We start from the raw sequence: 12,167 nt of genomic DNA, 5'->3' as shown, positions 1-12,167 counted from the left end.
AGCAGGAGCAATACCACGCCGCCCGCCAGTGAGCCCCAGCCGAGCATATTGAACACCGAGCTGTAACCCGGGTTGGTGGCCACCGGAGAGCTGCCGATATTCTGCGGCATGGCGCTGGAGACATAGCCCGCCAGCACGGAGGCAACGCCGGTCACCATCATCCAGCAGCCCATCATCAAGCCTTGCAGGCTGGCGGGGGCCAGCTTGCCAATCATGGCGTAGCCGATGGGGGAGATCAGCAGCTCGCCAAAACTCTGCAGCACATAGCTGATGGCGATCCACTTGAAGGCGACCAGCCCGTCGGCCCCCGCCAGATGGATGCCGAGCGGCAGCACCAGCATGCCGAACCCCATGCAGAATAGGGAGGCGGCAAACTGGGAGGGGATGTCGATATTCCACCCCTGTTCGCGCAGCCGCTTGAACAGCAGCGCCATCAGGGGGCCCCCGATGACGATGACGAGGGTGTTGATGTTCTGGATCCACTGGGGGGCGACCCGCAGCCCGAACACGTTGAGGTTGATGTTGTGCTCGGAGAAGAGCATCAGCCCCATGGGCGCCAGCTGGTAGAGCGACCAGAAGATGAGGGAGCCGAGGGCGAGGATCAGGTAGGCCACCATGCGGCTGCGCTCGGCGGCGTCCGGGTGGCGGGCTGTCATCACGCAGAGCAGCACCAGCACCACGGATCCCAGGATCAGTACGAAGCTGCCGCTGAAACTGGCGTGGGTCAGCAGCAGGCGCAGCGCCGGCACCAGCATGGCCAGAATGGCGATACCGGCCAGCATGCGGCGGTAGAAGCCGCTCCCTTTGACATGACGCAGCGGGGTGCTGATATCCGCCAGAATGGGCCAGCAGGCGAAGGTGGCGATGATGGCAATGATGTTGCCCAGCGTCGCAAACAGGAACAGGGTGCGGTAATCCTCGGTGAGCTGGAAGTAGCCCGCCACCGTGAAGCCGATAAAGAAGCCCAGATTCATCCCGGCGTAGTTCCACAGGAAGGCGCTCTCGCGGCGGTGATCATCCGGGGCGAAGCGCTGGGTCAGCATCATGTTGAGGCAGGTGACGTTGAGGCCGCTGCCGGTAAGGAACATGGCGAGCCCCCAGTAGAGGCCGGTGATCCCCATCTCGGCGATGAAGTAACAGCCGATCACCTGCAGCACCATCCCCATCACGAACAGGTTGCGGTTGCTGAGGTAGCGCCCGCCGAGATAACCGCCAAACAGGTGCAGGCCATAGTTGAAGGCCCCGAAGACCCCCATCATGGCGTTGGCTTGGGATTCGCTGAAGCCGAGCCGCTTGGTGGCGTAGAGCACCAGGGTGGAGTAGAGCACGGCAAACCCCAGGGTCGAGAAGGTCTGGATAAAGAACAGCGCCCCGGAGCCGGGGGGAATGGTGGGGTGTTGATTCGAAGCGCTCACGGTCTGTCTCCTGTGAGAGAAGAAAGTCATAACTCGTCCTGAGAGCGTACCGGTCTGCTGCCGGCTAGCCTTGTGCGCTTCCATGCTGGTCTGAAGGCCGGTCTGTCATTTAGCGGCCAAGCGGTGCAAATAGCCATACCTGAAATTTAATCTGGCGCGATTAATTGCTTTTTATTGATCTATTCCGCCTTTTTATGCGTTATTGGGTCGTGGTTTTAGCTCGACTTACCACGCGGTTGCGACACGGTTGATGTGATCCAGTCAGCTATTTGGTGCCGATTATGGCGCTGTGGCGGGATCTGCGTCCCGCTTTTTTGTCCCGAAACGCAGCTGTCGCCAAGTTGCTGTATTGCAGGTTGTTTATTCATCCCTGGGCATTGAGTGAATAAATATCGGGAAGATAAGGGGCAACCCCGGGGTGACTTGCGTGTGTTCCCTCTCTGCTGTCGAGAGTGTGAGGGGAGGATAGAACAACGCCCGGCGGGCCGGGCGTTGTGGTGCGACTGATGGGCGGCGAAAGCGGCCTTAGAAGTCGTGGTAGAGCGGCCAGCCGAGCAGCGGGTGCTTGAGACCGGCGCGCATCTCGATGTTGTCGAGCTTCTCCGGCGAGGCGTTCTCTTTTTGCAGCAGCTGGTACTGGCGCACAAAGCCGAGGGTGTGCAGCAGATTGGGCACAAAGCCCGGGCTCAGCTCCTGGCGCAGGGCGGCGGCCATGTCGGCGGGCAGCGCGCTCAGCATCAGGGCGAGCTGGGCGGCGAGGTAGTCGGTGTCGTACCAGCTCTCGTCGAGCTCAATCTCCCGCGCCAGTTTGCGCTTGAGATCCTGCTTCACCTTGAGCGGGGCGGCGCCACTGCCCTTGCCGCAGAGGATGCGGTAGAGCAGCGCTTCGGCCAGCTTGTCCTCCATGGTGGGGTGGTCGCTCTCGCAGGCGAAGAAGTGCTGGTCGATGAGTTCCATCAGACGGCTCTTGTTGTGCTCGGTCAGCGCCTTCTCGTACTCCTGCCACCCTTGCCACTCCTCCACATCGGGCGGGCTCGAGATCTTGTCCAAGAGCCGCGCATCCACGTCACCGTAGAGGCTGTTGCCAGCCTGCTTGGGGCTGACGGTAATGAGCATCGACCAGCCCTTCTGGAACGGCTTGATGGGGCCTTCCGGCGCCTGCAGCAGCGCCAGCGCCTTGGCCGGATCACGCGCCGAGAGCTCCTGCAGACCGAGGCTCACCACGCCGATGACGTCGTGGGCCGCCTGCTCCAGCAGGTGCATCTTGTACTTGTTGTAGTACTTGTCGGCGAATTTGAGGCTCATCAGCACCGCCTTGCCCTTGATGGCGGCGAGCTGCTGCTGACTCAAGAGTTCGTTGTCGCGGCCAAAGCGCAGCACCTGGGTCAGAAAGGGACCCTGGTTGGCATCGCGAATGACTAACTGCATGAATGGGCTCCTTAATCCAGAAAGCTGAACATGTCGTCGACGTCGCCGTACTCGTCTTCCTCGACCTTGTTCTTCTCTTTGGCCTGCATCACCAGCTCGGCGGCAAACTTGTTGATGATGCCGTCCCAGGTGGAGTGCTCGTTGCGCAGCAGCGCCTTGATGGCTTTCTCCACCTCGGGGGCCAGCTCGCGAATGAGCATCAAGAGGCTGCGCGGGTCATCCAGCGCGTAGTCGTGGACATCCTCACTCTGCTGGCGCTCGCTGTAGCGCAGGGACTCTTCGAGGTCTTCCTCTTCGGCGTGCAGCACGTCGCGATAGCCTTCGTCCTCTTCATAGCGATCGCCACGATAGAACTCGATAAAGGGGATGGCGAGGTAGAAGAGGCCGGCCGGATCTTCGGCCACGCACTCGAGGATCTCGCGCTGCTTGGCTTCGCTATCCTGGGTGCGGATCAGGTAGTTGAGGAAGTCGAAGGTGTGCTGTTGCAGCTCGTCGGCGTTGTTCTTGATCGCCTCTTCCCAGTAGAGGGGCTGCTGGCAGACGATGTCGCGGATCCGCTCCGGGGTCATCAGCTCGGAGATGATGGAGGGGAAGGAGATGTCGTGCTGGCCGTTGATCTGGGTCAGGGTAACGATATCAATGTTTTCAATCACTTCTGCCAGCTGGTCGTCAGACATGGTCTTGGCGATCAGTTCGAACTTCTCGCTGGCCTGCTTCGGCTCGATAACTGCCAGCTCTTTGATCTCGATGGCGGTAATTTCTATCAGACTGTTGCTCATGCCTTGCCCCAATTAGAAACGGACTTCGTCGTACATATCCTGATCGCCGTCGTCATCACCATAGCGGTCACTGCCGCCATGGTAGTCGGCGTCGGCATCTTCCCCGTCTTCATCTTCTTCGTCGCGCAGCTCATAGTCGTCATCGCCGCGGTGGCTACCGCGGGGTAGCGGGTTGTCGAGCAGGAACAGCACGGCGCAGGCTTCCATCAGCTGATCTTCGCTCTGGGCCCGCACCGCCTTGACCAGCGGCAGGGCGGCGTTGTTGAAGCCGACGCTCACCTTGAACTCGTCCCAGCCCGGCTGCTCGCCGCTGGTGAGCCACTTGTTCCACTGCGACTTGGCCTTGGCCGGGAACTGCACCCGGCCATAGAGGGCCAGCGGCAGATACTCGGGCATAAACTCCAGCATGCTCATATCGGCCAGCAGCAGGCTCTTCATCTGGTCGGTGAACTGTTCCAGCCCCTTGGGGTCGTCCTGATCCCGGTAGGATTCGATGTTTTCGCTGGCATCGCTTTGCAGCGACTTGAGCCGCGCCTGGTCCCATCTCTTTTGCATAGTTGCTCTTTCTGCCTGCTGTTTCAGGGGTAGAACTGATCCCACATCTCCTGCATGGCGGAGGCGGGGTCGGTCACGATGACGTTGTTGAAATCCTTGATAAAGGCGGCCCGCTGTTTCGGATCGGACAGCACTTCATAGGCCTGCTTTACCTGGTGCAGCTTGATGGCTGCCTGCTCTTTCTCTTCTTCACTGGCCCCGTGCAGCTTGTCGGGGTGGTACTGGTTTGACAGCCGACGATAGGCTTTCTTGATGTCGTTTTCGCTGGCATTGGACTTGACGCCCAGCACCCGAAAGTAGTTGTTCATGGCAGATCCTGCATCACTGGCATCATAGGATTCACGCTGCGAGTGCCTGATGGTGGGGATTGGCAAACCAGGCACGGCAAAAACCCGTCATTTTAACGGAAACAGCCCGCCAACGCGATGAGTTGGGCGATCAATTAACGGGCGAGATGAAGAGGTGTCAGTTGAGCGTCTATTGTTGCCAGTCGGTCTGGCCAGTGCAAGGGCGGCGGGGCAAAAGCGATGAAAAAACGGGCAGGGCAAGTGTGGGGTGAGATGGCTGGATATGTCAGCGGCAGCGCAAATCGGGCTGCCGCCGCAGGGGTTACTCCTTCCAGAAGGAGGCGGAGGTGTGGTAGATCATCTTCTTGCTCATCCCGCCATCGACCACCAGATTGGCGCCGTTGATAAAGTCGTTCTGGGGATCCGCCAGAAAGAGGCAGGCGCGGGTGATGTCGTCGGGGCGCCCGACCCGGCCGCTCGGGTGCTGGCGGTGATCCGCCTCGGTCAGGGTGTGGTAATCCTCCGCCTGGATCCAGCCCGGACTGATGGCATTGACCGTGACGGGATGGTCGGCCAGCGAGTTGGCGAGGGACTGGGTGAGGGCTACCAGTGCCCCCTTGGAGGCGCCGTAGGCATCCCAACCCGGTTCGTTCTGCTGCCAGCGGGTGGAGGCGATATTGATGATGCGGCCATAGGGCAACCCGCGGTTGGCCTGCACAAAGGCGCGGGCGCAGAGCATGGCGCCGCGCACATTGACCGTCATCACCTGATCGAACTGGGCTGTGCTCAGATCCTCGAAGCGGGTGTGGAACTTGCTGATGGCGCCGTTGTTGATCAGCAGATGCATGCCGCCATGCTGCGCGTGCACCTCGGCAAAGAGGCGTTCGATGGCCTGCTCATCCCGCAGATCGAGCGGATGAAAGTGGATTTCGGGATGGTCGAAAGCGTGAGGGGCCAGATCGGTGGCGATCACCCGATAACCTGCCTCGGCCAGCCCGATACAGAGCTGGCGGCCAATCCCGCCAGCGGCGCCGGTGACCAGTGCAATTGGGGTGTGGTTGGTCCGCTCGTTCATTGTGCCGCTCCATTGCGCGCCCGCAGCACCTTGATGAGGGCCGACACCTCCTGCTGACCAAACCCTTGCGCCACCCCTTCCTCAAACAGATCGGCGGCAAAGCGCGGGAAGCGGCTGTCGATCCCGGCATCGGTGGCGTGACCTGCGAGGCGGCTGATGGCGGCGCTCCAGGTTTTCAGGCTGGCGTAGGGGTGATCGAAATCACCGCTCGCCAGCGTCTTGCCAAGGTGGGCCACATCGCCACCGAGAATGGGCGAGAGCTCGCTGAACTGGGCGCACACCTTGGCCACCGGCAGCCCTTCCGCCTCGCAAATGAGCGCGCCGTGCAGGGCCCCGAGCAGACCGCCAGCAAAGTAGGCGGCGACGGCACAATCTTGCGCCGCGGCGGCGCCCACCGCCTCGGCCACATGGTCGAGGGTGGGGGCGAGCAGGCGCAGCACAGGCTCGGCTTCGCTAAAGGCGGCGCTGGCCCCCGAGCAGATGATGCTGGCGTCGCTGGTGCCGATCTGATCCGGGAAGCAGAGGATGGCGCCATCGAGATAACGGGCGCCGTGGGCGTGGCTCCAGCTCTCCAGCGCTCTGGCCCCCTGTGGGCTGCCGGTGGAGAGCTGCACCAGCAGTTTGCCCGCCACCGCATCGCGGGCTTCGTCCAGCAACTGCTGGCTGACGGAGTAGTTATCGACGCAGACAAGGGTGATATCGCTTGCGGCAATAGCCGCGCCAACCGAGGGGGCGAGAGTCGCTCCCAGCGCTTGCAGCGGGGCGGCCTTGGCGGCACTGCGATTCCAGACGGTGACCGGATGGCCCGCCTTGAGCAAGGTGGTGGCGAGGGCGGAGCCCATGGCCCCGAGGCCGATGACAGAGAGATGGCGCATGATGGCTCCTGGCTGTGTTGATAGACGCTGATATAGAAAATTGGGATGCCTTGTGGCAGGTAAGCCACTATATTTGCCCCGTGTCGCCGTGAAAAATGGCTTTTATGACTGTCTGGTATAGGTGAATTCTATGGATGTGCGAACCCTGCGTGCGTTTGTGGCTGTCTTCGAGGAGCGCAACATCACGGCGGCGGCCACCCGTCTTTTCATTACCCAGCCCACCCTCTCCACCACCATCAAGACGCTGGAGGATGAGCTGGGGGTGCCCCTGTTTGTGCGGCAGGCGCGCGGGGTGGAGGGGACTGAAGCTGCCCACCGGCTCTATCCCCGTGCCAAGCGGCTGATCGCCGATACCGACTCCCTCGCCCGCGAGTTTCGTGAAACCTCCCCCTGCCTCGAGCTGACGGTGGGAATTGAGGCGGATCTGGGGGATGGCGTGGTGGGGGCGCTGGTGCAAGGGGCGCTTGCCCACGAGGAGATCCTGCTGACCCTGGAGGAGGGCTGCTGTGGCGATGTGCGGCTGGGGTGCGAATCCCTGCGTTGCGGTGACGAGCTCTTTATCCCCCTGCTGGAGGAGGAGTTTGTGCTGGTGCTGCCGCCGGATCACCCGCTGACGGGCAAGGGAGCGCTCACCCCGGCGGTGCTGGCGGACGAGCCCTGGGTCACCTGCCTGCGTCACGACTCCCACCTGCGGCTGATCGCCATCCTCGGCAATCAGGCGCCGCTCTATCCACGGCGGGCGGGGTCGCTGCGACTGGCGGCGACCATGGTGGCCGCCGGGGCGGGGATCGCCTGGTTGCCCCGTTCGCTTTGTCCGCCCGGTTGTACGGTCGCCGAGCTGGCGGCCTCTTCCTTCAAGCGGCGGGTGGGGCTCTGCTACGCCCCCGATGCGCTGCGCTCGGCAGCGGTGACCGCCCTGTTGGAGCAGGTGCGCGGGATGCAGCTCCCCGTCTGATGTCGGGATAAAAAGGTCGGCATAAAAAAGGGCCATCCGGTGGGATGGCCCTGTTGCAGGCAACGAAGTTGCGTGGCTAGAGCGATGCCCACCAGAGCCGCAGCTGCAAGCCCCACTTCGAGCTCCAGCCGGTGGTGCTGCTCACAAGCGTCCCATCCCTGATGACGAGGAAAGTCGGGGTGACCCCTACCTGCCACTTGGCGGCCAGCGCTCCCGACTCGTCGTTGTGGGTCGGGAAGGTGAGCCCCTTCTTGCTCATCCCCTTGGCTAACTGCTCCGAATTGCCGGAGCGCAGCGCCACCGTCAACACGTTTTCCCCCTCTTGCCAGAGCTGCTGCACGGCCGGGGTGGTGAAACGGCAGACGCCGCACCAGCTGGCCCAGTAGTAAACCAGCAGCGGCTTGCCGCGGCTCAGGGTGGCGAGATCCGTACTGGTGCCATCCTGCAGGGTGACGGGGGCGCTCATCGCTCCCTCCGGCAGGGTCGGGCTGCGCCACAGATCGAGCAGGGTCGAGATGACCAGCGCTATCAGCAGCAGCCAGAGCGCCTCCTTGCCCCAGCGGCGCCAGCGGGGTTGAGGATTGGTGGTCATCCCTTACCCCTGCTTGGCCAGTTCGGCCTTCACCAGTTGCTCCAGCTCCTCATAGGGGATGGCGCCCGGCACCAGCTGGTTGCCGATAAGCGTCGCCGGTGTGCCCTGTACCCCCAGAATGGTGCCGATGCGCAGGCTGTTGCGCAGCTCTTCGGTCGCCTTGGCGGCCGGTTTGAGCGCGGTGTTGCCGGTGGCGGCCAGCGCCTTGTTGATGTCCGCCTCGGTCAACATCCCCTGCTTGCTCATCAGCTTGTCGTGCAGGGTGAGGAAGCGGGCGGGATCTTGCTGCCACAGGGTCAGGCTGTATTGGGCCGCTTTGGCGGAGGTCTGCCCCTTGAACGGCAGCAGCTTGATCACCAGCCCCAGATCGTCCGGATAGGCCTTGAGCAGTTTGGTCAGCTGGGGATCGAACTGCTTGCAGTAGGGGCAGTTGTAGTCGGTGAACAGTACCAGCGTCAGCTTGGGGTTCTTGGCGCCGAGGCGCGGGCTGGTGGCGCTGTTGAACAGCACATCCTTGTTGCCCTTGATGAAGTTGCCAAGCTGCGCCTCCTGGGCTGCCGCGTTCTGTTTCTCCCAGGATTCGGCGGCCTCGTCGAGGATCTTGGGGTTGGCGATCAGGGTCTCGCGGATCAGCTCCTTGATGCGCGCCTCCTGCTCCGGGGTGAAAGGGGCGGCGTGCAGGGCCGGGGCCAGCAGGGTTGCAGAAAGGGAGGCCAGCAGGGTCAGGGCGCTCAGAGTCGGTTTCATGGTTGCTCCTTAAAATCGGGTGGTGCCAGCCTGAAGCAGGCCAGCCTTGTGCAATGTGGTCAGCAGATCGTCCTTGTCAAGCAGGGGTGACAGCGTGACCCCCTGCGGCAACTCCGGGCCGTAAATCTGGTTGAAGGGGACGGCTGCCGCACCCCGCTTACGCAGGAAGGCGGCGATGGTGTCGCTTGGTTTGCTCCAATCGCCGCGCAGGGCCACCACATCGGGGGCCGAGAGGACCAGTTGCACCTCATCGCGCAGCAACACGTTGTATTTGTTGGCCTTGCAGGTAACGCACCAGTCGGCGGTGACATCGATAAAGACCCGCTTGTTCTGGGCCAGCGCATCGGCGATGGCGCGTTCGGAGAGCGGCTGCCAGACCACCTTGTCAACGCTGGCCGAGCCCTGCGCGCTAAAGGCGCCACTCAGCAGCAGGGGGCTGCCAATCAGGGCGGTAAGGGCGATCGCCAGCGTGAAGCCGCGCATGCCGTAACGCCAGACTATGCCAGTCAGCAGTGCCAGCAGCATGGCAACCATCAGCCAGCCGGTGGCATAGCTGCCGAGATGGTTGTCGAGCAGGCTGGTGAGCCAGAGGCTGGAGCCCAGCATCATCAGGCCGAGCAGGATGCGCAGATGGTTCATCCAGCGCCCCGGTTTCGGCAGCCAGAGGGCGAGCCGTGGCAGGGCCGCCACCAGCAGCCAGGGCAGGCTCATGCCAATTCCGAGCGCGGTGAAGATCAGCCAGAGCTGGCCGAGCGGCGCCGCCAGCGCAAAGGCCACCGCAGTGCCGAGGAAGGGGGCCGAGCAGGGGGTCGCCAGCAGAGTGGCGAAGCTCCCCTGCAGGAAGTGACCGCCGAGGCCGTTGCCGCCGCTGGTGGCAAGGCGTGTGCTGAGGGCGCTGGGCAGGCGGATCTCGAACAGCCCCAGCAGGTTGGCGCAAAACAGCAGGGTCACCAGCACCATCAAGCCGATAAAACTGGCGCTCTGGAACTGGATGCCCCAGCCGACTGCCCCACTCATTCCGAAGCCGGGGGCGCGCAGCAGACTGCTCATGGCCGCCAGCACCCAGAAGGAGGCGATGATCCCGGCGCTGGCGGCGAGGAACTGCTTGCGCACCGTTCCCTGTTCACGATCCTGATGTTGCAGCACAGTTCCCAGCTTGAGCGCCAGCACCGGCAGCACGCAGGGCATCAGGTTGAGGATCAGGCCGCCGAGCAGCGCTGCTCCCAGCAGCCAGAACAGCGAATGACTCTGGTTGGGCAGTGCGAGTGGCGCGCCGATCGTCCCCTTGCCCTGCCACGCCTGTTCGCCACTGGTGAGCAGCAGGCCGAGGGATTGGCCGCGCAGATCCGGCGCATCCCCCTGCCAGCCATCGCTCACCGGCACCCGGGCGATCAGGGTGTTGCCCTCAACCTCAAGCGCCGGTTTACCAAACTCGGCCCCCTCCAGAGCGTCGATAAAGAGCGCTGGTGATTGCCAGCCCTCTGCCCGCTCGGCGCGCAGTTGCAGTTGGTTGTGCTGATAACCGAGCTCGACCCGGGTTTCGGCAGGCAATTGCTGGGGCAGGGTACTCATCGCCTTCGCCCAGGCAAAATCGAAGTCGGCTGGGGCCTGCCCATCCACCGTGAGGGTGAAGGGGAAGTCGGTCAGGATGCAGACATTGCTGCAGGTGGAGAGGCGTAGAGTTCCCTTGAGCGGTTGCCCAGTTGGGTAGTTGAGGCTGAGGGGGAAGGTCACGTCCCCCTGATAACCCTGGGTGCTGAGCCCAGCTACCTCGAAGTGGCGTGGCACCGGCCAGCGCCACTGAAAGTCTCCGACCGGCTCGTCCCACAGGATCTGGGGGGCAATGCCCCCTTCTCCCGGGCTGTGCCAGTAGGTTTTCCAGCCCGACTCCAGCTCGACATCGAGCAGGATGCGGGTCTGATCTGCCGTGCTGCGGTCGGCCTGCAGCCGTACCCGGGCGTGATCATTCTGTGGGCTGGTGAGCCAGCCCGTGTCGCTGGCCAATCCCATGGATTGCCACAGCAGACCGCCCAGTAGCAGGGCCGCCTTGAAGAGATTCGACATCTTTTTGGTCTCGCAAAAATGAGTGACAGCTAACGAAAGAACGCTGCCGAACTCATTCCCGCCAGACGCAGAGGGTGAGGTGCAGACGCCGCTCGGGCGGCGAGATGACTCTGGGAGGGGGCAGTGGCGGTGTGTAGCGCCAAAGGGGGGCCAGCAGGGCGATCAGCACGGCCACGGCAAAGAAGAGCTGTTCGACGCAGAGCAGGGTGGCGGCGCTTAGCCACTTGCCGTTGAGCTGGCAGCTGGTGGGCTGCGGGCTGGCCGGTTTGGCATCCTCTTGATCCGTTGCCGAGCCTGGAACGGGCAGTGCCTGACAGCTGAGGGCGTGATCGAGCAGGGCAAGCCGGGCCAGCGGCTGGGCCGCACAATTGAGCACCAGCAGGCAGACCAGTAGCAGGAGATGTTTCGCTACCCGTTGTTGCAACATCATGTTCGCCCCGTCCATCAAGATGGGGCCATCCTAACGACCAATGGCGGGTGGGGCAAGTCGGCGGCGTATTTATGAGCAGTACTGTGGGTGGCGCGACGGGGAGGGTGGTCGGTTCTGTTTGGCGAACGCTTGTTCGCTAAAAGGGGGATCAGTATACTGCGCCGAGTTAAAACTCGAGGTGTTCGATGCTCAAAATTGCCCGTGTGCTGCTGCTTGGTCTGCTGCTCATTTTCTGGTTCCTGTTCGGCCTGCTGCTCTGTCTGGTTCGTCCGCGCCATCCCAACAACGTCTATGTCTTCGCTCGCATGTATCACGCGGTCTGCCCGCTGATCGGGCTGCGAGTCAAGGTGACGGTGGCCGACGAGGTCAAATCGGTCGGCCCGGCGGTCTATGTCTGCAACCACCAGAGCAACTTCGACATCTTCACCGTAACCGGTGCGGTGCAGCCCGGTGTGGTGGCGGTGGGCAAAAAGAGCCTGCTCTGGCTGCCGCTATTCGGCCTCATCTTCTGGCTCTCCGGCAACGTGCTGATCGACCGCTCCAACCGCTCCCGTGCCATCGGCACCATAGGTCAGGTGGTGGATCGCATCAAGAACCGCGGCACCTCCATCTGGATGTTCCCGGAAGGGACCCGCTCCCAGGGGCGTGGCCTGCTGCCGTTCAAGGCGGGCGCTTTCCACACTGCGGTACAGGCTGAAGTGCCCGTGGTGCCCATCGTCTGCTCCAGCTACTTCGGTCAGGTCGACCTCAATCGCTGGGACAACGGCGAAGTGCTGGTGGAAGTGATGGCCCCGGTCTGCAGCAAGGAGCACGGTGCCAGCGGCATTCGCGATCTCTCCGACACCTGCCGCGCCCGGATGGAGGCCAAGCTGACCGAACTGGACAGCAAGCTGGGCCACAGCCACGCCGCCTGACGGATATCGCAGACGAATCGACAAGGGAGCCACAGGCTCCCTTTTTTATTG

Annotated in this window: 13 protein-coding genes; 2 read left to right on the top strand and 11 right to left on the bottom strand. The window is 62.9% G+C overall.

Annotation, left to right across the window (positions count from 1 at the left end; genetic code table 11):
* The 7 genes from BN1139_RS17720 to BN1139_RS17690 all read right to left on the bottom strand — a co-directional run.
* Positions 1–1,415: peptide MFS transporter (locus tag BN1139_RS17720; RefSeq protein WP_238325700.1), on the bottom strand; the 1,415-nt coding region annotated here is incomplete at its 3' end.
* A gap of 525 nt (positions 1,416–1,940) precedes the next feature.
* Positions 1,941–2,843 carry a cold adaptation protein AtcC gene (gene atcC / locus BN1139_RS17715; protein ID WP_013723446.1) on the bottom strand — a complete coding sequence of 301 codons (903 nt, stop codon included), beginning with the start codon at positions 2,841–2,843 and terminating at the stop codon, positions 1,941–1,943.
* Positions 2,844–2,854: 11 nt separating this feature from the next.
* Positions 2,855–3,622, bottom strand: coding sequence for a cold adaptation protein AtcB (gene atcB, locus BN1139_RS17710; protein ID WP_005335887.1), 768 nt, complete (start codon positions 3,620–3,622; stop codon positions 2,855–2,857).
* A 12-nt stretch (positions 3,623–3,634) separates the two neighbouring features.
* Complete coding sequence (gene atcA, locus BN1139_RS17705; RefSeq protein WP_005354891.1) at positions 3,635–4,177, bottom strand: cold adaptation protein AtcA; 543 nt, start codon at positions 4,175–4,177, stop codon at positions 3,635–3,637.
* 23 nt (positions 4,178–4,200) lie between these two features.
* The gene (atcJ, locus tag BN1139_RS17700; protein WP_005343121.1) at positions 4,201–4,485 is read right to left on the bottom strand and encodes a cold adaptation protein ActJcold adaptation protein ActJ; all 285 of its coding nucleotides are present in this window, start codon (positions 4,483–4,485) and stop codon (positions 4,201–4,203) included.
* 301 nt (positions 4,486–4,786) lie between these two features.
* Complete coding sequence (locus BN1139_RS17695; protein WP_013723447.1) at positions 4,787–5,539, bottom strand: SDR family NAD(P)-dependent oxidoreductase; 753 nt, start codon at positions 5,537–5,539, stop codon at positions 4,787–4,789.
* Entirely contained in the window at positions 5,536–6,414 is an 879-nt protein-coding gene (locus BN1139_RS17690) for an NAD(P)-dependent oxidoreductase (protein ID WP_013723448.1), read from the bottom strand. Before BN1139_RS17690 ends, BN1139_RS17695 begins: the two co-directional genes overlap by 4 nt.
* Before the next feature lie 130 nt (positions 6,415–6,544).
* Between BN1139_RS17690 and BN1139_RS17685 the strand changes: the two genes are divergently transcribed.
* Positions 6,545–7,369, top strand: coding sequence for a LysR family transcriptional regulator (locus BN1139_RS17685; RefSeq protein ID WP_013723449.1), 825 nt, complete (start codon positions 6,545–6,547; stop codon positions 7,367–7,369).
* A 76-nt stretch (positions 7,370–7,445) separates the two neighbouring features.
* Here the strand turns inward: BN1139_RS17685 and BN1139_RS17680 are convergent, their stop codons facing one another.
* Genes BN1139_RS17680 through BN1139_RS17665 form a run of 4 tightly spaced genes read right to left on the bottom strand, consistent with a single transcriptional unit; the run spans position 7,446 to position 11,202 of the window.
* Positions 7,446–7,961 (bottom strand): protein disulfide oxidoreductase, encoded by a 516-nt coding sequence (locus BN1139_RS17680; protein ID WP_013723450.1) that lies wholly within the window; start codon positions 7,959–7,961, stop codon positions 7,446–7,448.
* Positions 7,962–7,964: 3 nt separating this feature from the next.
* The gene (locus BN1139_RS17675) at positions 7,965–8,708 is read right to left on the bottom strand and encodes a DsbA family protein (protein ID WP_005354886.1); all 744 of its coding nucleotides are present in this window, start codon (positions 8,706–8,708) and stop codon (positions 7,965–7,967) included.
* Positions 8,709–8,717: 9 nt separating this feature from the next.
* A complete protein-coding gene (locus tag BN1139_RS17670) occupies positions 8,718–10,772 on the bottom strand; it encodes a protein-disulfide reductase DsbD family protein (protein ID WP_013723451.1) in 2,055 nt (684 codons plus the stop codon).
* A 52-nt stretch (positions 10,773–10,824) separates the two neighbouring features.
* The gene (locus tag BN1139_RS17665; protein WP_005354882.1) at positions 10,825–11,202 is read right to left on the bottom strand and encodes a hypothetical protein; all 378 of its coding nucleotides are present in this window, start codon (positions 11,200–11,202) and stop codon (positions 10,825–10,827) included.
* Between the two features lie 185 nt (positions 11,203–11,387).
* Between BN1139_RS17665 and BN1139_RS17660 the strand changes: the two genes are divergently transcribed.
* Complete coding sequence (locus tag BN1139_RS17660; RefSeq protein WP_005335875.1) at positions 11,388–12,116, top strand: 1-acylglycerol-3-phosphate O-acyltransferase; 729 nt, start codon at positions 11,388–11,390, stop codon at positions 12,114–12,116.
* The last annotated feature ends 51 nt before the right edge of the window (positions 12,117–12,167 follow it).

Source organism: Aeromonas veronii bv. veronii, assembly GCF_000820225.1.
GTDB lineage: Bacteria > Pseudomonadota > Gammaproteobacteria > Enterobacterales > Aeromonadaceae > Aeromonas > Aeromonas veronii.
This window is presented reverse-complemented; position numbering and strand designations above follow the sequence as displayed.